The sequence below is a fragment of the Paracidovorax oryzae ATCC 19882 genome, from assembly GCF_000687165.1.
Lineage (GTDB): Bacteria > Pseudomonadota > Gammaproteobacteria > Burkholderiales > Burkholderiaceae_C > Paracidovorax > Paracidovorax oryzae.
The window spans coordinates 138,511-157,726 of the sequence record NZ_JMKU01000002.1; the positions used below are offsets into that span (position 1 = coordinate 138,511).

Annotated in this window: 15 protein-coding genes and 1 other RNA gene; 4 read left to right on the top strand and 12 right to left on the bottom strand. The window is 71.4% G+C overall.

The window, feature by feature from the left end; genetic code table 11:
* Window positions 1-104 precede the first annotated feature (104 nt).
* From T336_RS0102415 to T336_RS0102445, 7 genes are all read right to left on the bottom strand, one after another.
* Window positions 105-1,352 carry a phenylacetate--CoA ligase family protein gene (locus T336_RS0102415; RefSeq protein ID WP_026431359.1) on the bottom strand — a complete coding sequence of 416 codons (1,248 nt, stop codon included), beginning with the start codon at window positions 1,350-1,352 and terminating at the stop codon, window positions 105-107.
* A 265-nt stretch (window positions 1,353-1,617) separates the two neighbouring features.
* Entirely contained in the window at window positions 1,618-2,442 is an 825-nt protein-coding gene (locus T336_RS0102420) for an ABC transporter ATP-binding protein (protein ID WP_026431360.1), read from the bottom strand.
* A 196-nt stretch (window positions 2,443-2,638) separates the two neighbouring features.
* The gene (locus T336_RS0102425) at window positions 2,639-3,961 is read right to left on the bottom strand and encodes an ABC transporter substrate-binding protein (protein ID WP_026431361.1); all 1,323 of its coding nucleotides are present in this window, start codon (window positions 3,959-3,961) and stop codon (window positions 2,639-2,641) included.
* 68 nt (window positions 3,962-4,029) lie between these two features.
* Window positions 4,030-5,094: a branched-chain amino acid ABC transporter permease gene (locus tag T336_RS0102430; protein ID WP_026431362.1), complete on the bottom strand. Its 1,065-nt coding sequence runs from the start codon at window positions 5,092-5,094 to the stop codon at window positions 4,030-4,032.
* A 22-nt stretch (window positions 5,095-5,116) separates the two neighbouring features.
* On the bottom strand, window positions 5,117-6,046 hold the full coding sequence (locus tag T336_RS0102435) for a branched-chain amino acid ABC transporter permease (RefSeq protein WP_011793943.1): 930 nt from the start codon (window positions 6,044-6,046) through the stop codon (window positions 5,117-5,119).
* A gap of 27 nt (window positions 6,047-6,073) precedes the next feature.
* On the bottom strand, window positions 6,074-6,865 hold the full coding sequence (locus T336_RS0102440) for an ABC transporter ATP-binding protein (protein WP_026431363.1): 792 nt from the start codon (window positions 6,863-6,865) through the stop codon (window positions 6,074-6,076).
* A gap of 29 nt (window positions 6,866-6,894) precedes the next feature.
* Window positions 6,895-8,841 carry an AMP-dependent synthetase/ligase gene (locus T336_RS0102445; protein WP_026431364.1) on the bottom strand — a complete coding sequence of 649 codons (1,947 nt, stop codon included), beginning with the start codon at window positions 8,839-8,841 and terminating at the stop codon, window positions 6,895-6,897.
* 216 nt (window positions 8,842-9,057) lie between these two features.
* Between T336_RS0102445 and T336_RS0102450 the strand changes: the two genes are divergently transcribed.
* The 3 genes from T336_RS0102450 to rnpB all read left to right on the top strand — a co-directional run bounded on the left by T336_RS0102450 (window position 9,058) and on the right by rnpB (window position 12,010).
* Window positions 9,058-10,761: an ExeA family protein gene (locus T336_RS0102450; RefSeq protein WP_026431365.1), complete on the top strand. Its 1,704-nt coding sequence runs from the start codon at window positions 9,058-9,060 to the stop codon at window positions 10,759-10,761.
* An 18-nt stretch (window positions 10,762-10,779) separates the two neighbouring features.
* Complete coding sequence (locus T336_RS24705; protein ID WP_035225194.1) at window positions 10,780-11,580, top strand: general secretion pathway protein GspB; 801 nt, start codon at window positions 10,780-10,782, stop codon at window positions 11,578-11,580.
* Between the two features lie 92 nt (window positions 11,581-11,672).
* Window positions 11,673-12,010, top strand: an RNA gene (gene rnpB, locus T336_RS25705) — RNase P RNA component class A.
* Window positions 12,011-12,108: 98 nt separating this feature from the next.
* Here rnpB and T336_RS0102460 read toward each other — a convergent pair.
* The 5 genes from T336_RS0102460 to T336_RS0102480 all read right to left on the bottom strand — a co-directional run bounded on the left by T336_RS0102460 (window position 12,109) and on the right by T336_RS0102480 (window position 18,599).
* A complete protein-coding gene (locus T336_RS0102460) occupies window positions 12,109-13,443 on the bottom strand; it encodes a M48 family metallopeptidase (RefSeq protein WP_026431366.1) in 1,335 nt (444 codons plus the stop codon).
* Window positions 13,444-13,459: 16 nt separating this feature from the next.
* Window positions 13,460-14,701, bottom strand: a complete 1,242-nt coding sequence (locus tag T336_RS0102465; RefSeq protein WP_026431367.1) for a YjgN family protein — start codon at window positions 14,699-14,701, stop codon at window positions 13,460-13,462.
* Between the two features lie 50 nt (window positions 14,702-14,751).
* Window positions 14,752-15,552 (bottom strand): rRNA pseudouridine synthase, encoded by an 801-nt coding sequence (locus T336_RS0102470; RefSeq protein WP_026431368.1) that lies wholly within the window; start codon window positions 15,550-15,552, stop codon window positions 14,752-14,754.
* Complete coding sequence (locus T336_RS0102475) at window positions 15,545-17,215, bottom strand: MBL fold metallo-hydrolase (protein ID WP_026431369.1); 1,671 nt, start codon at window positions 17,213-17,215, stop codon at window positions 15,545-15,547. Before T336_RS0102475 ends, T336_RS0102470 begins: the two co-directional genes overlap by 8 nt.
* Before the next feature lie 73 nt (window positions 17,216-17,288).
* Complete coding sequence (locus tag T336_RS0102480) at window positions 17,289-18,599, bottom strand: flavin-dependent oxidoreductase (RefSeq protein ID WP_026431370.1); 1,311 nt, start codon at window positions 18,597-18,599, stop codon at window positions 17,289-17,291.
* Between the two features lie 64 nt (window positions 18,600-18,663).
* On the opposite strand from T336_RS0102480, the gene T336_RS0102485 reads away from it, so the two are divergent.
* Entirely contained in the window at window positions 18,664-19,203 is a 540-nt protein-coding gene (locus tag T336_RS0102485) for a MarR family winged helix-turn-helix transcriptional regulator (protein ID WP_026431371.1), read from the top strand.
* Window positions 19,204-19,216: the final 13 nt, after the last annotated feature.

A 19,216-nucleotide genomic window follows, 5' to 3' on the forward strand; every position in this document is an offset into this window, starting at 1 on the left:
CTGGATCCATTGACTATCAAGGATCATTTGCTATGGAAATGTGAGTGTAAGCCCCGTGCAATCCACCTGTGGCATGCGCCGGCGGGCATCGTGGCTGCGCGCGGTCACCGGTAGCTGCGCGCATCCTCGATCACGCGGCCGTCGTTGGGCAGGCTGCCCGGCGGCAGCATCTCCACCTCGGCGCGCAGCTTGGTGACCTCGCGCACCGCGGCCGCCAGCTGGTCGGCCAGCCCGCCGGCGGTCTCCGACGTCTCCACGCGCAGCACCAGGGTGTCGCTGGCCATCTCACCGCCCACGACGAGGCGCGCGCGCGCCACCTGCGGGAAGCGCCGCGCCACCTCGGCCACCTGGCCGGGGTGCACGAACATGCCGCGGACCTTGGTGGTCTGGTCGGCCCGGCCCATCCAGCCACGGATGCGGCGGTTTGTGCGGCCGGTGGGGCAGGGGCCGGGCAGCACGGCCGACAGATCGCCCGTGCCGAAGCGCACCAGGGGGTAGTCGGGGTTGAGCGTGGTCACGACCACCTCGCCCACCTCGCCGTCGGGCACCGGGTCTCCGGTGCCGGGCCGCACGATCTCCACGATCACGTCCTCGCCCAGCACCAGGCCCTCGCGGGCGCGCGTCTCGTAGGCGATCAGGCCCAGGTCGGCCGTGGCATAGCACTGGTAGGCCGCGACGCCGCGCTCCGCGAACCACTCGCGCAGCGAGGGCGGCAGCGCCTCGCCCGACACCAGCGCCTTGCCCAGGTGCGGCAGCGCCGTGCCCGTCTCCGCCGCTTTCTCCAGCAGGATGCGCAGGAAGCTCGGCGTGCCGATATAGCCCGCCGGGCGCAGCTCGGCCATGGCCTGCACCTGCTGCTCCGTCTGCCCCGTGCCGCCCGCGAACACCGTGCAGCCCACGGCCTGCGCGCCCCCTTCCATCATGGCGCCCGCGGGCACGAAGTGGTAGCTGAAGCAGTTGTGCACCAGCTCGCCCGGCCGGAACCCCGCGGCATGGATCGCGCGCGCCATGCGCCAGTAATCCGCCCGCCGGCCTTCCGGCTCGTAGAGCGTGCCCGGGCTCGCGAACACCCGCGGCATCGCCGGGCCGAACGCCAGCGCGCTGAAACCCCCGAACGGGTTCGCGGCACGGCCCGCCTGCTGCCGCTCCAGCAGCTCGTGCTTGCGCGTCACCGGCAGCGCGGCCAGCGCATCCCGGCTGGCCACGGCCCGCGGATCCACCCCCGCCAGGATCTCGCCGAAAGCCGCCGTGGCCGACCGCGCATGCGCCACCTGCGCCGGCAGCGCCGCCATCAGCGCAGCCTCGCGCTCCTCGGGCGCGCGGGTTTCGAGGGCGTCGTAGGAATCCATCATGCTCATGCCTTCATCCATGCGGTTGTGCAATTCATCTTCAATGCGAAACAGGGGTGCAGCCAGGCTTCGCATCCATGCCAAAAGCCTCGCGCGCGGCCCCGGAACCCGCAGAGCGCCACCCGTCCAATGGCCGCGGAGCAGGCCACACCAGCAGACGCCGTGGAACCGGCTTCGCCGGGCCACTGGCGTCGTCCCCCTGCCCGCCGTGCGCAGCGCGGCGAGAGCGGGGGGAAGCGGCGCAGCCGCTCAGGGGGTGACCTCCATATCAGGCCAGCCAGCGCTTGCGCCGCTTGTAGCTCTTCGCATCCTTGAAACTCTTGCGCTCCCCCCCGCCCATGCCCAGGTAGAACTCCTTGACGTCCTCGTTGTTGGCCAGGTCGGCGGCCGCGCCGTCCATCACCACGCGGCCGCTTTCGAGGATGTAGCCGTAGTCGGCGTACTTCAGCGCCATGTGCGTGTTCTGCTCGGCCAGCAGGAAGGTGACCTTCTCGCGCGTGTTGAGGTCGCGCACGATGTGGAAGACCTCGTCCACGATCTGGGGCGCCAGGCCCATCGAGGGTTCGTCGAGCAGCACCATGCGCGGGTTGGCCATGAGCGCGCGGCCGATGGCGCACATCTGCTGCTCGCCGCCCGAGGTATAGGCCGCCTGGCTGGTGCGCCGCGTCTTCAGGCGCGGGAAGTAGGCATACACCTTCTCCAGGTTGGCCGCGACCTCGCCGCGGTCGCGCCGCGTGTAGGCGCCCGTGAGCAGGTTCTCCTCGATCGTGAGGTGGGCAAAACAGTGCCGGCCCTCCATCACCTGCACCACGCCGCGGTCCACCAGCGCAGCGGGCGACAGCCGCTCGATGCGCTCGCCGCGCAGTTCGATGCTGCCCTTCGTGACCTCCCCGCGCTCGCCCGCCAGCAGGTTGGAGACCGCGCGCAGCGTGGTCGTCTTGCCCGCGCCATTCCCGCCCAGCAGGGCCACGATGGCGCCCTCGGGCACGGAAAGCGACACGCCCTTGAGCACGAGGATCACATGGTGGTAGATCACCTCGATGCCGTTGACGACGAGCAGGGGCTCACCGGTGGACGGAGGGGCTGTGGACATGGCTGGCTCCATGGGCATGATGTGAGTGGTCCGTGCAGTTCGAGGCCTGGCGCATCGGTAATGGAAGCGAGGCCTCTGCCAAGGGGTACGAGGGACACCGAGGAAGGGCCGCCCCGCACCGAGGGTGTCGTCCCCCCTCCCGGAACGCGCAGCGGGCCGAGAGAGGGGGGAAGCGGCGCAGCCGCTCAGGGGGGAGTTAGCTACAGGTTCTCGGCTTGATGTTCTTGTCCTTCGCATACTTCGCCGCGTACTCCTTCACCAGCGGATCGATGTGCGTCTTGTCGGCCTGGTACCAGTCGGACTGGATGTTCCACTTGCCCCCGTCCCACTGCACGATGCGCGCCCAGTCGGTGCCCATGTGGTTCTGGCACGAGGTCTTCACGGGGCGCATGATCTCGCCGAAGCCCAGGGCCTTGAGCTTGTCGGCCGAGAGGTCCAGGTTCTCGAAGCCCCAGCGCACCTGCTCGGGCGTGAGCACCTTGCCCTTGCCGTACTTCTCCTGCGCGGCGCGGATCGCCTCCACCTGCAGCATGGAGATCATCATCCCGCGCGTGTGCGCCAGCGTGCCCACGCCCGTGGGCGCACCCGTGCCCTGGCCCTTGTCATAGACGAACTTCTTCAGGTCGTCGTGCACCTTGTCCTTCGCGGCGCTGTTGTGGATGGTGATGGCGTTGTAGCCCTTGGCGCCCGCGCCGATGTCCTTCACGTCATGGTCGGAGCCGGCCCACCAGATGCCGTAGATCTTCTCGCGCGGGTAGCCGCTGGCCTGTGCCTCGCGGATGCCGGCGGGCGTCATCACGCCGGCCGACCAGAACAGCACGTAGTCGGGCTTCTGCTGGCGGATCTGCAGCCAGGTGGATTTCTGCTCCACGCCGGGCGGCGTGACGGGGAAGGTGCTGAGCGTGAAGCCGTCGGCCTCGGCGCGCTTTTGCAGCAGAGGGATCGGCTCCTTGCCGTAGGGGCTGTCGTGGTAGACCAGCGCGATCTTCTTGCCCTTGAGGCTGCCCTTTTCCTTCTTGGCGATGTCCTGCAGCATCACGTCGGCGGCGGTCCAGTAGGTGCCCAGCAGCGGGAAGTTCCACTCGAACACCGTGCCGTCTGCCGATTGCGAGAGGCCGTAGCCGGGGGTCTCGACGGGAATCTTGTCCACGAAGGCCTTGTCGGTCACCGCGAAAGTGATGCCGGTGGACTGCGTGTCGAAGCCGGAGGCGCCGCCGCCCTTGCCCTTGAGGCGCTCGTAGCACTCCACGCCCTTGGCCGCGTCGTAGGCGGTCTCGCACTCCTCGAACGAGAGCTTCACGCCGTTCACGCCGCCGTCGCGCGCGTTCACGAGCTTCAGGTAGTCCTGCTTGCCGTCCGCCCAGGGAATGCCGAGCGGCGCGAACTGCCCGGTGCGGTAGACGAGCAGCGGCACGAACTGCTCGCCCGCGGCCTGCGCCTGCGCCAGTGGCGCGGCGCTCCATACCGAGAGGCCGGCCGCGATGGCGGCGGCGATCGATGCGATCTTCCTGGGTTGCATGGCTTGTCTCCTTGGGATGTGGGCACTCGGGTGGTGCGTTGGCGGAACGGAATAGAAACGGGTCGTGCTCAGTGCGGGAACGGCCAGATGCGCAGCTTCTGCCGCGCGGTGGACCACAGCCGCGCGAGGCCGTGCGGCTCGACGATGAGGAAGAACACGATCAGCGCGCCGAAGATCATGTGCTCCAGGTGCGTGGCCGTGCCGGTGGACAGCGGCAGCCCCAGCCAGTGGGGCACGTAGTTCAGCAGCAGCGGCAGCAGCACGATGAAGGCCGCGCCGAAGAAGCTGCCCGCGATGGAGCCCAGCCCGCCGATGATCACCATGAACAGCAGCTGGAACGAGCGGTCGATGCCGAAGGCCGCGGGCTCCCACGATCCCAGGTGCACGAAGCCCCAGAGCCCGCCGGCCACGCCGACGATGAAGCTGCTCACGGCGAAGGCGCTGAGCTTGGCGTACACCGGGCGGATGCCGATCACGGCCGCGGCCACGTCCATGTCGCGCATGGCCATCCACTCGCGGCCCACGGCGCCGCGCACGAGGTTCTTGGCGAGCAGCGCGAACACGGCGACGAACCCCAGGCACAGCAGGTACTTCTGCACGGGCGTCTCGATGCCGAAGCCCAGGATCTGCAGGTTGCCCACGCTCACAGAGCCCGACGACGAATCGTTGGTCACCCACTTCACGCGGTTGGTGAACCAGTCGGTGAAGAACTGCGCGGCCAGCGTCGCCACCGCCAGGTAGAGCCCGCGGATGCGCAGGCTCGGTATGCCGAACAGCACGCCGAACACCGTGGCGCAGAGCCCGCCGCCCAGCAGCGCGAGCAGCAGCGGCATGCCCTCGATGCGCACCTGCAGGTTGTAGGCCGCATAGGCGCCGACGGCCATGAAGGCGCCGGTGCCCAGCGAGATCTGCCCGCAGTAGCCCACGAGGATGTTGAGCCCGATCGCCGCGAGCGACAGGATCAGGAACGGCACCGCGACGGCGCGGAAGAAATAGTCGCTGCCCGCCAGCGGCACGCCGACGAAGGCCACCGCCAGCAGGGCGAGCAGGGCCCAGCGGTCCTGGGCGATGGGGAACAGCGCCAGGTCGGCCTGGTAGCTGGTCTTGAACTGGCCGTTTTCGCGGTAGAACATGGTGCCTGCCTCCTTCTACCGGTTACACGCGGTCGATGATCTTGTCCCCAAACAACCCTTGCGGCCGGATGAGGAGGAAGCCCAGTGCGAGCACATAGGCGAACCAGTTCTCGATGCCGCCGCCGAGGAACGGCCCGAGATAGATCTCGGACACCTTCTCGCCCACGCCGATCAGCAGGCCGCCCACGATGGCGCCGGGCACCGAGGTGAGCCCGCCGAGGATCACCACCGGGAAGGCCTTGAGCGCCACGAGCGAGATGGAGAACTGCACGCCCAGCTTGCTGCCCCAGATGATCCCGGCCACAAGCGCGACGATGCCGCCCACCGACCACACGATCACCCAGATGCGCGAGAGCGGGATGCCGATGGACTGCGCGGCCTGGTGGTCGTCCGCCACGGCGCGCAGCGCGCGGCCGGTGCGCGTCTTCTGGAAGAAGAGCGAGAGCAGCGCCACGAGCGCGGCGGCCACCACGGCGGCGTAGAGGTCCTCCTTGGAGAGCAGCAGGCCGCCCTCGAAGACGTTCTCCAGCACGATCATCGGATCCTTGGGCATGCCCACGTCGATCTTGTAGGTGCTGCTGCCGAAGATGAGCTGGCCCGCGCCGTCGAGGAAGTAGGTGATGCCCAGCGTGGCCATCAGCAGCGCGATCGGCTCCTGGTTCACGAGGTGGCGCAGCGCCAGCCGCTCCACCAGCCAGGCCACGCCCACCATGCACGCCACCGCCGCGCAGAAGGCCAGCACGTTCGCGAGCAGCAGGCTGTCGAAGCCCAGCCAGCGCGGCAGCCATTCGGCGAAGCGCGCCATCGCGAGCGCCGCGAACAGCACCATCGCGCCCTGCGCGAAATTGAACACGCCCGAGGCCTTGAAGATCAGCACGAACCCCAGCGCCACGAGCGCGTAGAGCATGCCGGCCATCAGGCCGCCGAACACCGTTTCGAGAAAGAAACCCATGGCGTATGCCTCCGATGTCCTGCGTGTCTAGTGGCCAGCGCCGAGGTAGGCGCGGATGACGTCCTCGTTCTCGCGCACGGCCTGCGGCGTGCCATCGCCGATCTTCTTGCCGTAGTCGAGCACCACGACGCGGTCGGAGATGTCCATCACCACACCCATGTCGTGCTCGATCAGCACGATGGTGGTGCCGAATTCATCGTTCACGTCGAGGATGAAGCGGCACATGTCCTGCTTCTCCTCCACGTTCATGCCGGCCATGGGCTCGTCGAGCAGCAGCACCTGCGGCTCCATGGCCAGGGCCCGGCCCAGGTCCACGCGCTTTTGCAGGCCGTAGGGCAACTGGCCCACGGGCGCCTTGCGCCAGGCCTGGATCTCCAGAAAGTCGATGATGCGCTCCACCACCTCGCGGTGGCGGATCTCCTCGGCCACCGCCGGACCCAGGCGCAGGGCCTGCATCAGCAGGTTGCTCCGGATCTTCAGGTTGCGGCCGGACATGATGTTGTCGAGCACGCTCATGCCCTTGAAAAGCGCCAGGTTCTGGAAGGTGCGCGCCACGCCCATCTCGGCCACCTGGCGGCTGTTCATGTGCGCGAAGGTCTTGCCCCGGAAGGTGATGGAGCCTTCCTGCGGCGCATAGACGCCGTTGATGCAGTTGAGCATCGAGCTCTTGCCGGCGCCGTTCGGGCCGATGATGGAGCGGATCTCGTGCTCGCGCACGTCGAACGAGATGTCGGTGAGCGCCTTCACCCCGCCGAAGCGCAGGCTGATGTTGCGCACGTCGAGGATCACGTCGCCGGTCTTCTTGTGGGGAGTGGTCATGGCGTTGTACGTTGCGCTGCGGCGCGGGGTCAGGCGGCCTGCCGCACGGGCGGGAAGGTCTTCGCGTCCTCGATGCGCAGGGTGGCGCTCACGCGGCCCGTGCGCCCGTCCTCGAACTTCACCTGCGTCTCGATGAACTGCTCCGTGCGGCCCGCGTAGAGCGCATCGACCAGCACGCCGTACTTGTCGGCGATGAAGCCGCGGCGGACCTTGTTGGTGCGCGTGAGCTCGCCGTCGTCGGCGTCCAGCTCCTTGTGCAGCACCAGGAAGCGGGCGACCTGGCTGCCCGCGAGCAGGCCGTCGGCCGCGAGGTCGGCGTTCACCTTCTCCACGCAGTCGCGGACCAGCGCCAGCACCTCGGGCTTGGCGGCAAGATCGGTGTAGCCCGCGTACGGCAGGTTCTGCCGCTCGGCCCAGTTGCCCACGGCCTCGAAATCGATGTTGATCAGCGCGCAGACCTTGTCGCGGCCGTTACCGAGCGCCACGGCCTCCTTGATGTGCGGGAAGAACTTGAGCTTGTTCTCCACGTACTTGGGCGCGAACATCGCTCCGTCGTGCGCGCCGCCCGCGAGGCGCCCCACATCCTTCACGCGGTCGATGATCTTGAGCTGACCGCTCGCGTCCAGGAAACCCGCATCGCTCGTGCGGTACCAGCCGTCCGGCGTGAGCACTTCCGCCGTCGCCTCGGGGTTCTTGTAGTAGCCGCGCAGCAGGCCCGCGGACTTCACGAGGATCTCGCCGTTGCCGTCCACCTTGATCTCCACCCCGCGGATCGGAACGCCCACGGTGTCGGCATGCACCGCGTCGTCGGGCTGCAGGCACACGAACACCGCCGTCTCGGTGGAGCCGTAGAGCTGCTTGAGGTTGATGCCGATCGAACGGTAGAAGGTGAACAGGTCCGGCCCGATCGCCTCGCCCGCCGTGTAGGCCACGCGCACCCGCGAAAATCCCAGCGTGTTGCGCAGCGGGCCATAGACCAGCAGGTCGCCCGCTGCGTAGCGCAGCCGGTCCCACCAGCCCACCGCCTGGCCGCTCTGCAGCGCCGGGCCCACGCGGCGCGCATGCGCCATGCAGGTGCGGAACAGCCAGCGCTTGAAGGCGCCCGCGTCCTCCATGCGGATCGTGACGCTCGTGAGCAGTCCTTCGAAGATGCGCGGCGGCGCGAAGTAGTAGGTGGGCCCGATCTCCTTGAGGTCGATCGACACCGTGGCCGCCGACTCGGGGCAGTTCACCACGTAGCCGCAGGCCAGCCACTGCGCATAGCTGAAGATGTTCTGCCCGATCCAGGCGGGCGGCAGGTAGGCGAGCACGTCCTCTGCCGCGGTGAGCCGGTCGAACTCGGCACCGGCCGTGGCACGGTCCAGCAGGGTGGCGTGCGTGTGCACCACGCCCTTCGGGTTGCCCGTGGTGCCGGAGGTGAAGAACATCGCGGCCACGTCATCGGGTTGCACGGATCCGGCACGTGCGGCGAGCCAGCCCGGCGCGGCACCCACGATGCGCTCGCCGTCTTCCAGCAGCGTGTCGATCGATTGCAGGCCCGGCTCGGCGTAGTTGCGCAGGCCGCGCGGGTCGTCATAGAAGATGCCGGCGATGGCGGGGCAGTCAGCGCGGATCTCCAGCAGCTTGTCCACCTGCTCCTGGTCTTCCACCACGCAGAAGCGCACCTCGGCGTTGTTCAGAGGATAGACGCATTCGGCCGCCACGGCGTCCTGGTAGAGCGGGACGGGAATGGCGCCCAGCGACTGCGCCGCGAGCATCGTGGCATAGAGCCGCGGGCGGTTCGCGCCGATCACCACCAGGTGCTCGCCGCGCGCGAGGCCCGCGGCGTCCAGGCCCGCGGCGAGGCGCTCCACCAGCTGCGCGAGGCGCGCCCAGGTGGTGGTCTGCCAGATGCCGTATTCCTTCTCGCGCAGCGCGGCGGCCTGGGGGCGCTCGGCCGCGTGGCGCAACAGCAGTCGGGGAAAGGTATCGCTCATGCCGGGTTCCTGCCGAAGGGTGGAGGAAGCGGGAGGGGGCGGAGCCTGTCGGCAGGCGCGCCATCCGCGGGAATGCACCGGATGGTAGGAACCGCTTTGACGCCATCCTGTCTTGCCGACGACAATTTCGGGGAAACTCCTGACGGGTGTAACCCTGCGTGCCGCCCCGCCGGCCCCCGCACGGAGCCGGCCATGCCCGGGCGGTATCCTCGCGCCATGTACGCCCCGTTCTTCGGCCTCGAGCACGCGCCGTTTTCCATCGCTCCCGACCCGCGCTACCTGTTCATGAGCGATCGCCACCGCGAGGCGCTCGCGCACCTGCTCTACGGGCTGGAGGCCGGCGGCGGCTTCGTGCTGCTCACCGGCGAGATCGGCACCGGCAAGACCACGGTGTGCCGCTGCTTCCTGGAGCAGATCCCGTCGCACTGCAACGTGGCCTACGTGTTCAACCCCAAGCTCACCGTGGGCGAGCTGCTGCGCTCCATCTGCGACGAGTTCGGCGTGGTCCATGCGCCCGCCGTGCCGGGCGCGGAGACCGTCAAGGACTGCCTCGATCCGCTCAACGCCTTCCTGCTGCGCGAGCATGCCGCGGGCCGCAACAACGTGCTCATCATCGACGAGGCCCAGAGCCTCGCGCCCGAGGTGCTGGAGCAGCTGCGCCTGCTCACCAACCTGGAGACCAGCGAGCGCAAGCTGCTGCAGATCGTGCTCATCGGCCAGCCCGAGCTGCGCGCCATGGTGGCCGACCCGGCGCTGGAGCAGCTGGCGCAGCGCGTGATCGCGCGCTACCACCTGGATGCGCTCACGCCCGAGGAAACCCGCCAGTACGTCGCGCACCGCATGGCCGTGGCGGGCCTGAAAGGACCGCTGCCGTTCACCGCGCGCGCGCTGGTGCGCATCCACCAGCGCGCGCGGGGCATCCCGCGGCGCATCAACCTGCTGTGCGACCGCGCGCTGCTGGGCGCCTATGCCGGCGGGCTGCACGCGGTGGACGAGGCCATCGTGGAGCGGGCAGCGGCAGAAGTGTTTGGCCCCGGGGCCGCAGGCCCGGCACCCACGGCCCGCCGGCCGCGCTGGGCCGCCGCGGGCGCCGGAGCGCTGGTGGGCGCCGCGGCCATCGCCGCCGCGGGCTGGGGCCTGGGATGGGGGCCGGCCTCCCGCCCACCCCCTGGGTCACCGGCGGCGCCGCACGTCCCCGGAACCGTGGCGGCGGCTGTGGCGCCGGTGCCGGCCATGGCCGCATCGGCCGCCAGCGCGGCGGCGGCTCCGCAGCCCGTGCATTCGGCCCTGCAGGATTTCCTGGCCGCACAGCCCTCCGGCGAGGACGCCGCCTGGCGTGCGCTGGCCGCCGCCTGGGGCGTGAAGGGCGGGCTGGAAGGCGGCGACGCCTGCGACGCCCTGCAGCGCCAGGGCCTGCGCTGCTACCGCCAGCGGCGCGCCAGCCTGGCCCTGGTGCGCCAGCTGGACCGCCCCGGCTGGCTGACCCTCTATCCGTCCGCGGATGCGCCGGTCCCGGTGCTCCTGGCCGGCTTCGATCCCGTGCGGCAGACGGCGCTGCTGGAAGGGTCCGGCGGCCGGCGCCTGGAGGTGACCGCGGCGGACCTCGCCCAGGCCTGGCGCGGCGAATTCGCGACCCTGTGGCGCGCCCCCGCGGAATGGCCCGTTGGCGGGCGGATGGAGTCCGGCCCTCCCCAGGCCCAGGCCTGGCTGGATGCCCAGCTCGCGCGTGCCGGCGCGGGCGCTTCCCCGGCGGCCGGGCAGGCGGCGACCACCCCCGCCACGGCCGCGCAGCGGCGCGCCCGCATCTACCGCTTCCAGGTGGCCCAGGGCCTGGTGCCCGATGGCGTGGCCGGCCCGCTCACGCTCATGCTGCTCAACCGCGCCGCGGGCGTGGACGAGCCCCGCCTGAAGACTTCCTGACCCGGAACCCTTTCCCGTATGTCCTACATCCTCGATGCCCTGCGGCGCGCCGAAGCCGAGCGCGGCCGCGGCGCCGTTCCCGGCCTGCACACGCCCGGCCCGTCCCCGTCCCCGGGGCCCACGCCTATGCAGCCCGGTGGCGCGCGCCGCGCGCCGGTGGCCCTGGCCGCCGCCCTGCTGTTCGCCGCGGGCGCGGCCGCACTGGCCTGGTGGGCCGCGTCCTCGCGGGCGGTGCCCGACGTTTCGGCGGCTGGCACCGGCACCGCGGCGGCCGCGGTCGCCGTGGCACAGGCGGAACGTGCCACGCCCGTGCCGGTGCCACCTGCCGTTCCCGCCCCGCCATCCACGGTGACTGCGACACAGGCACCTGCACCTGCACCTGCACCTGCACCTGCGCCTGCGCCTGCGCCTGCGCCTGCGCCTGCGCCTGCACCGCATCGCGCTCCCCCGGCAACACCCCGGACCCCTGCGTCGGCACCAGCACCGGCACAGACCCCGGCGCGTCTGGCTTCCGCCCCGGCCCCGGTCGCAGCGGTCGCCCCCGCGCGGCACGAGACGGCGGCGTCTGCCCCGCGCCCCCCGGCCCCCGCGGCTGTGGCCCTGCGGGACTTGCCGGACAGCGTGCGCGCCCAGTTTCCTGCGCTGCAGGTCAGCGGAGTCACGTACTCGTCCAACCCCCTCTACCGCATGGCCATCGTCAACGGACAGGTGCTGCACGAAGGCGATGCGGCCGCGCAGGGGGTGGTGCTGGAGGTGATCGAGCCCGAGCGCGTGGTGTGGAAGTTCCGTGACTACCGGATTGCGCAGCCGGCGAGGTAGCGGGAGCAGGGCTGGGCGCGAGGGTGTGCGAAGGACCGGGTTTCGATGGCCCGGGCCGAGGCCCGGACCGCGCTCGGCGATAATCCCCCCGTGAAGCGCGCCAGACCGCCGCTGGTGCAAGTGCCGAAAGGCCGCACTGGAGGAACGTCCGGACTGCACAGGACGGCGTAGCAGCTAACGGCTGTCCACCGCGAGGTGAGGATCAGAGCAACAGAGACGAGTCCGGAAGGAGTGCCGCAAGGCAGACCAGCCGGGGTGAAACGGGCAATCTCTACGCGCAGCAATACCAAGTAGGCCAGCGTTGACGTGGTTCCGCGGAGCTGGCGGGTAGGTAGCATCGAGCCGGGTGGGCGACCCCCGGCCCAGAGTAATGGCGGTCACATGCGGGCAACCGCATGCACAGAATCCGGCTTATCGGCGCGCTTCACACTTTTGTTTTTTCGTGCGCCTGCGTCCTGGAGGCGCCGCCGCACGCCTGGCGGCACCCGCATCCTTCATCGCATCGCATCGCATCGCATTGCATTGCATTCAAGGCCGCGCGCAGTGCGGCGCATGGCCGGCGCGCAGTTCCGCGGCGCGCTGTTCCGTGCCGGGGTGGGTGGCGAGCAGGCCCATCCATGCGCTGTCGCCGCTTCCCTTGTGCGGGGGCTCCTCGCTTGTCCCGCGCGCAGCCGGGCTGCTGCCCCGGGCTTCGGGAGGCTTCGCAGCCGTGCCGGCTTCGCCGCCCTGGTTCGCGGCTCCATCCGCATCGTCTTTTCCCTCGCGGCCATCCTTCGTGCGGTCGCCTGCGGGCGCCTTGCCGCGGCGTGGCGCCTCCCGCTGCTCCTGCGCGATGGCCAGCAGCAGGTCGGCCATGGGCGCGGTGGGCAGGCGCGCATGGCCCATGAGCGCGAGGGCGTAGCAGTCGGCCTCGCGCTCGTGCGCACGGCTGTAGGCCAGGCCGGTGACGAGGGCGCCGCCGGTGGACAGCAGGCTGGAGACATCCCCCAGCGCCAGGCCCAGGCCGATGTTGAGCACGCCCTGTTCGACCACGGTGCGCGTGGTGTGGCGGTACACGACGTGGCCGATCTCGTGCGCGATCACGCCGACCAGCGCATCGTCGCCCAGGCCGCGGCGGGACGCGGTTTCCGCGAGGCCGTCGGTGATGACCACGGTGCCGCCCGGCAGGGCGAAGGCATTGGCGCCCATGCCGCGCCGGAACTCCAGGCGCAGCGCGGGCGCGTAGCCCGCATAGCGCTGCGGTGCCGACGGCATGCCCTGCACGAGGGTGTCGAAGCGGGCGCGCAGTTGCTGCTGGCGCTCGGGCGCGAGGCGCGAGGGGCGCAGCAGGTCGCCGTCCATGCGCTCCAGCGTTTCCCGCGCGAGGGAGGTCTCCCACCCCAGGGGCACGGCCCGGGTCAGCTGGGTGGCCAGCCAGGGCGTGCCGTAACGGTAGAAGAGCGCCAGCACCAGCACGGAGGCGAGCAGCACGGCCGCCAGCACGCCCCAGCGGGTCTGCATGCGCTGGGCGATGCCGGCGCGGTGGCCGGCCGCCTGCAGCGCGGCGTGCCAGCGCGCGATGCCATCGCCCGCGATCTCCAGGCTGCCGCTCTCGCCCAGGTCCACCGCCAGCCGCGGGGGAGGGCGGCGCGGGTTCCAGGCCTCGGGCCAGTCCACCGCATCGTGCGCGAAGTGCTCGGGGGCCCCGCCCTCGGCGCCCACGGGGTGCAGCGTGAGTTCGGGGCCGCGGGGGCCGGGGGCGATGGCCGCGAGCACGGCCCGGCCCTGGCTGCTGCGCCCGTCGAACCAGCGCGCGGGTACGGGCTGCGGGGCCGTGCGGGGCGGGGAGTCCGGTAGCGGTGGCGACGCCGCGGTGGAGGTCATGGCGGACGGGTGCCGTTCAGCCGATCAGGTCGAGCCCTGCGGCATCCGCCAGGGCGTCGCCCACGCCGTTCTGCTGCTGCCGCTGGAGCTGCCCCGCCAGCTGGTCCACACCACCCTTGACGTGCAGGGTCACGGATTCCAGCTTCATGCGGTATTCGTTCACGCGGGCGAACGGGCGGTAGAAGCCCAGCGTGAGCAGGGTGAGCAGCAGGTTCCTGATGCGCAGGCCGACGAAGCGGCTCGCGCGCAAGTGGCATTTGAAGCGGGCCATGTGGCTCACGCCGATCTGGTTCCAGGTGATCTGGAACATGCGTGCCTCGCGGTAGGCGCGCGCCGGTGCCGAGACCAGCAGCGCCATGAAGCCGAAGAAGACGATGCCCACGATGAAGAGCAGGGCCAGCCACATCCCCATGTGCTGCATCTTGCCGGACAGCAGCGCCAGCGATCCGCCGAAGGCGGCGCCCACGATGGCGCCCATGACCGCCACGGTGAGCAGGAATACGCCCAGGGTGGCGAGCCACACCTTCACGAAGTCCGAGTACACGGGCTTCCAGCGGCCGGGCTCGGTGCCCAGGCGCGAATGGAGCACCAACATGCTGCGGTAGTTGTATTCGAGGCGGATGGCGCACAGCACGGTGAGCACGAACGTCAGCGCGAGCAGCCCCCACATGGCCCCCGTGACCTGTGGCAGCTTCCGTCCGGAGGCGCCGGCCACGGGTTCCGGCGCCAGCGCCTGCAGCCCGTAGAACGCGGCCAGCCACAGGGCGGCGATGGCGAACACGGGCCAGCTCGCCGCATAGACCTGCCGCCAGCCGGCGGTGAACTGCAGCCGCAGCCCGCGCCAGCGCGTGTTGCCGAGCCGGAAGCGCATGGCGCTGCCCCAGATGAGCGGGGCGAGCGCCGCGCCCGCGAGGATGAAGAGGCCCACCGCGGTGTCCTGCCCGGTGCGCACGGCGATCTGGTAGGCGGCGGTGAGCACCAGCAGCACGATGAAGCCGAAGACCATGCGGCGCTGCTGCGCGGTGAATTCGAGCGGGCTGCCGGCCACGAGCGTGTGGCCGTAGAAGTACTGCACGGTGCGGCGGCGCGCCCAGGGCGTGTAGAGGCCCAGCGTCAGGATGCCCAGCAGCACGTTGACGATCCAGACGCGGAAATACTCGCCGCCGCTGCCGGTGAACTCCAGCGGATGCGGCTCGATGCCGTGCGACGTGAACGACGATGCCATGCGTGCCACGTGGGGCTCGACGCGCTGATCCATGGATGTGCCTCCCTCGAAGAGCCCGGCAGTTTATCGCGGCGGCGCGGGGATCAGAAGCGCTCCCAGGGCAGCAGGTAGCGCCACTGGCCTTCGGGCACCCTGGCGAGCGAGACGCGGCCGATGCGCAGCCGCTTGAGCGCCGTCACCTGCAGTCCCACGGCCTCGCACATCGCGGGAATCTGCCCGGGGCGGATGCCCTTGAGCGCGAAGCGCAGCCGCGTTTCGCTCTGCCAGCTCACCTTGGCGGGCGGCAGCGGCCGGCCGTTGAACTCCAGGCCCCGGCAGAGGCGCTCGAGGCCGCCCTCGGCGATGCGCCCTTCCACGGTGGCGATGCATTCCTGCTCGAGCAGCTCGATGTCTTCGGCCAGGCGGCGCGCCATGCGGCGGTCCTGCGTATAGACCACGAGCCCGCTGGCCGCGTCGGCCAGCGGCGTGAAGCACTCCTGCTGCCGGAAATGCCGCTGCAGCACCCGCACGGGCGGGCTGTCGCCCACGTACCGGTTGCCGGGCTCCAGCAGCGTGCCGGCGTCGGGTGCCCCGCCGCTGCGCGCCTGGCGCGGATCGCCGGCGGGGCCCTGGCCGATGCCGGCCTCCCAGCCGGCGGGCTTGTGCAGCAGGAGGGTGACGGGCGGTGCCTCCTCGGCCTTCGCGTTCTGCGCGACCACGACGTCCTGGTCCGGGCGGACACGGGCGCCCGGCGCTTCGGTCATCCGGCCGTCCACCTGCACCCAGCCGCCTTCGATGAGCCACTCGGCCTCGCGGCGGGAGCAGCCGCGCATGTCCGCCACGCGCTTCGACAGGCGGATGTGGCCGGTGTCTGCCGCACCGGCGTTTTGGGAAAGATCATGCATGGCCGGCCTCCAGCGCGCGCAGGCGTTCGACGTGGGCGAGCAGGGAGCGCTGCGCCACGGGCCACAGCCGCTCGGGCACGTCGGCATAGGCGTGGCGCACCCAGTCGTCCATGCTGCCGTCCGGCAGGGCCTGCATGGCCGCGAGCACTTTGGCCTCGCGCGCGAGCCGGTGCGCCTTCAGCCGGGCGATCGCCCCGCGCGCACCGGCGATCGCGTGGCCGTGGGCGGGCAGGATGAATTCCACGCCGTGGCGTTCGCACAGCGCGTCCAGCCGGTCGAGCGAGGCGAGGTAGTCGTCCATGTTGCCGTCCGGCGGGTCGATCACGGTGGTGCTGCCGTTGAGGATGTGGTCGCCACTGAACAGCAGGCCGTCCTCGCGCAGCAGCAGGCACAGGTGGTTCGCGGCATGGCCCGGGGTGTGGACCACTTCGAGGGTGTGGGTGACGTCGCCTTCCAATTGCCGGCCGCTCAAGGTGATGCGTTCGCCGTCGGCCAATGCCCGGTCGGGCGTGAACCGGCTGGCCGCGCGTGCCGTGGGTGCGGAGGGCAGGCCCAGCACGGGCGGGCGCGGGCGGCCGGCCGCAGCCACGCGTGCGGCCAGCGGGGCGGCGCCCGGCGCGTGGTCGGCATGGGAGTGCGTGCACACGATGGCGCGGATGTCGCCGCCCGCCGCATGCCAGAGCCGTTCGAGATGCGCCTCGTCGGCCGGGCCGGGGTCGATGGCGACGTAGCCGGTGGACGGGTCGCCCACCAGGTAGCTGTTGGTGCCCGGGCCGGTCATGGCGCCGGGGTTGGCCGCGGTGAGCCGCTGCAGGTTGCGCAGCAGCGGCACGGGCCGCTCGGGCTGCCAGTCGAGCGGATGCACGATCTGCCCGTCGGGGCAGACCAGGGCCAGTTCGCCGTAGGGGGCCTCGTGCTCCATGTAGCGCGCCTCGCGGCCCGCGAGCAAGCCGGCGCGCGGGCAACTGGTCCACAGCGGCTGCTCGTGGGCCACGGCGGCGAGCACCGCGTCGGCGCTGGCGAATTCCGCCAGGCGCTCCAGCGTGCGGATGGTCGGGAAGATCATGAAGAACTGGCCGGCCGCATGCCGGTCCAGCGCGTCCCGCGGGCGCACCCAGACGGGCTCGAACTGCTCGGTCTCGTCGGCCACCGGCTCCTGCCCCTGTGGCATGCGCGCGACCAGGAAGGGCACGTCGAAGCGCCTGGGCAGGTCGCGGTCGGCCGTCCAGTGCGCGAGCAGGAAGACCGCGTCGGCCGCCAGGCGCAGGCCGCGCGCGGCGCACTGGGCGATGAAGGGCGCGCCACGGTCGAGCGCGGCGATGTCTTCTGCGGTGGCGAAGCGGCCGTCCGGGCGCCGCGCGAGCAGCACGCCCAGTTCCTCGAAGCTTTCGCGGATGGCGGCGACGGCCTGGGTGACGCGGTCCGGCGCCTGCGCGGGGCGCCGGTCGGCCTGCGCATGGGTGGCGGGTTCGGCGTCCTGCGGGTCGATGGCGCCGCCGGGGAAGACGTAGGCCCCCGGCGCGAAGCTGGCCTGGGGCGAGCGCCGCGTCATGAGCACTTCGAGTCCGCCGCCGGGCGCGTCGCGCAGCAGCAGCACGGTGGCGGCCGCGCGCGTGGCGGCGGGCTCGCGGTGGGGATGGAGTTGTTGGGAAGGGCGGGGCATCCGGGGATTATCGGCAGCGCCCCCCTGCCTGCCGGCAGAGGGGCTTCCCGCGCTTGCCGCGGCCGGCCCCGGTTCAGGCCGCGGGCACCACCGGCACCGACTGCCGGTGGCCCGCCGCGGTCTTGTAGGTGCGCACCCAGTCGGCCAGCAGCGCGGGATCGAGCACGTCGCCGATGCGCTCGAAACCATCGGGCGCGCGCTCTTCCACCATGTCGAGGATGGCGTCCAGGCCCTCCGCGCGGTTGAGTTCCACGATGCGCGCGGTCATGGGCCGGCGGCCGTCCTCATAGGCATCGAGCGCAGCGGGCAGGTCGTGCGGGCGGGCGGCCAGCGCGTCGGCGATGGCGCGCGCGTCCAGCAGCGCCTGGGTCGCGCCGTTGGAGCCGATCGGGTACATGGGATGGGCCGCATCGCCCAGCAGCGTCACGCCGCGGCCCTGGCGCCAGCGCGGCAGCGGATCGCGGTCCACCATGGGCCATTCGAGGATCTGCGTGGCCTGCGCGATCAGGCCCGGCACGTCCACGAAGCCGAAGCGCCAGGTGCCGAAGGTGGGCAGCAGGTCGTCCACCGAGCCCGGGCGGCTCCAGTCCTCCCGGCCCGGGGCCGTGAGGCCGCCGCCGAAGCCGTCCTCGCGCAGCCGGCGGTCGGCCACCCAGTTGACCAGCTGCAGCCCGTCCGCGCGCGGCGGTGCGATGGGATAGACGACGAATTTCGCGCGGCGGTGGCCGGCCTGCACCATGGTGCGGCCGTCCATGAAGGGCTTCGCCCAGGTGGTGCCGCGCCACATCATCATGCCGTTCCAGCGGGGCGCGCCCTCATGGGGATGGAACTGGCGCCGCAGCGCCGAATGGATGCCGTCCGCCCCGATGAGCAGGTCGCAGCGCAGCGTGGCGGTGCCCCCGTCGGCGAGCTCGGCCTGCGCCAGCACCCGGCCGCCGGCTTCCTCGGTGCAGCCGGTGATGCGGGTGCCGGCGCGCACCCGGTCCTCGCCCAGGCGCTGCAGGCAGGTGTTCCACAGCAGCATCTGCAGCTCGCCGCGGTGCACGCTGTATTGCGGGTGGCTGTAGCCCGCCTCGGTGCCGCGCAGGTCTTCGTAGATCGGCTGGCCGTGCCGGTTGGCGAACACCAGGGCGCGCGTGCGCACGCCCATGGCGTCGAGCGCGGGCAGCAGGCCCAGGCCGTCCAGCACCTCCACCGCGTGCGGCAGCAGGTTGATGCCCACGCCCAGCGGCTGGGGCCGCGCCGCGGCCTCGCAGACGGTGACGCGGTGCCCCTGGGCGCAGAGGGCGAGCGCGGCGGCGAGGCCGCCGATGCCGCCGCCGGCGATCACGATGTCCAGCGGTCGCGGCGTGGGCTGCAGGGAGGCGGGGGAGGGCGAGGTCATGGCTGTGCGTTCTCCGGGTTAATGCCGCTTGACGCGGATCAATGTGCCCCCCTATTGTTGCGCCATGCAACAAAAAGAGCGCTCCGCAGAAACCCGCAGTCCCGGCGCACGCACCCCTGCGGCCGCCCGGGCGTCCGATGCGCCCGAGGGCCCCCTGCGGCCGCTGCCCGGGCTGCGCTACGGCGTGCTCGACCAGCTCATGGGCTATGCGCTGCGCCGTGCGCAGAACGCGCTCTACCTCGATTTCCAGCGCGCCGTGGGCGATGACGTGAGCCCGCAGCGCTTCGCCGCCCTGGTGCTGGTGGTGGGCAATCCGGGCCTGCGCCAGGGCCTGCTGGCCGAGGCGATGGGCCTGCACCGCAGCGGCGGCATGCGCCTGGTGGACTGGCTGCACGCCCAGGGCTGGGTGCTGCGCGAGGCCGATCCGCAGGACCGGCGTTCCTGGCTGCTCCATCCCACCCCGCAGGGCCGCGCCGCGCTGGAGGCGCTGTCGGCCCGGGTGCGGGCGCACGATGCCGCGCTGGTCGCCTCCCTGGGGCCCGGCGGCGAAACCCTGCATCCGCTGCTGGAGCGCCTGGCCCGCATGGCGCCCGGCCCCGAGTGAAGATACGCCCCCG

What these genes read in the sequence shown, in the direction of transcription:
- T336_RS0102415 (WP_026431359.1), bottom strand. Translation starts at nt 1,352, where the DNA reads ATGATGGATTCCTACGACGCCCTCGAAACCCGCGCGCCCGAGGAGCGC.
- T336_RS0102420 (WP_026431360.1), bottom strand. Translation starts at nt 2,442, where the DNA reads ATGTCCACAGCCCCTCCGTCCACCGGTGAGCCCCTGCTCGTCGTCAAC.
- T336_RS0102425 (WP_026431361.1), bottom strand. Translation starts at nt 3,961, where the DNA reads ATGCAACCCAGGAAGATCGCATCGATCGCCGCCGCCATCGCGGCCGGC.
- T336_RS0102430 (WP_026431362.1), bottom strand. Translation starts at nt 5,094, where the DNA reads ATGTTCTACCGCGAAAACGGCCAGTTCAAGACCAGCTACCAGGCCGAC.
- T336_RS0102435 (WP_011793943.1), bottom strand. Translation starts at nt 6,046, where the DNA reads ATGGGTTTCTTTCTCGAAACGGTGTTCGGCGGCCTGATGGCCGGCATG.
- T336_RS0102440 (WP_026431363.1), bottom strand. Translation starts at nt 6,865, where the DNA reads ATGACCACTCCCCACAAGAAGACCGGCGACGTGATCCTCGACGTGCGC.
- T336_RS0102445 (WP_026431364.1), bottom strand. Translation starts at nt 8,841, where the DNA reads ATGAGCGATACCTTTCCCCGACTGCTGTTGCGCCACGCGGCCGAGCGC.
- T336_RS0102450 (WP_026431365.1), top strand. Translation starts at nt 9,058, where the DNA reads ATGTACGCCCCGTTCTTCGGCCTCGAGCACGCGCCGTTTTCCATCGCT.
- T336_RS24705 (WP_035225194.1), top strand. Translation starts at nt 10,780, where the DNA reads ATGTCCTACATCCTCGATGCCCTGCGGCGCGCCGAAGCCGAGCGCGGC.
- T336_RS0102460 (WP_026431366.1), bottom strand. Translation starts at nt 13,443, where the DNA reads ATGACCTCCACCGCGGCGTCGCCACCGCTACCGGACTCCCCGCCCCGC.
- T336_RS0102465 (WP_026431367.1), bottom strand. Translation starts at nt 14,701, where the DNA reads ATGGATCAGCGCGTCGAGCCCCACGTGGCACGCATGGCATCGTCGTTC.
- T336_RS0102470 (WP_026431368.1), bottom strand. Translation starts at nt 15,552, where the DNA reads ATGCATGATCTTTCCCAAAACGCCGGTGCGGCAGACACCGGCCACATC.
- T336_RS0102475 (WP_026431369.1), bottom strand. Translation starts at nt 17,215, where the DNA reads ATGCCCCGCCCTTCCCAACAACTCCATCCCCACCGCGAGCCCGCCGCC.
- T336_RS0102480 (WP_026431370.1), bottom strand. Translation starts at nt 18,599, where the DNA reads ATGACCTCGCCCTCCCCCGCCTCCCTGCAGCCCACGCCGCGACCGCTG.
- T336_RS0102485 (WP_026431371.1), top strand. Translation starts at nt 18,664, where the DNA reads ATGCAACAAAAAGAGCGCTCCGCAGAAACCCGCAGTCCCGGCGCACGC.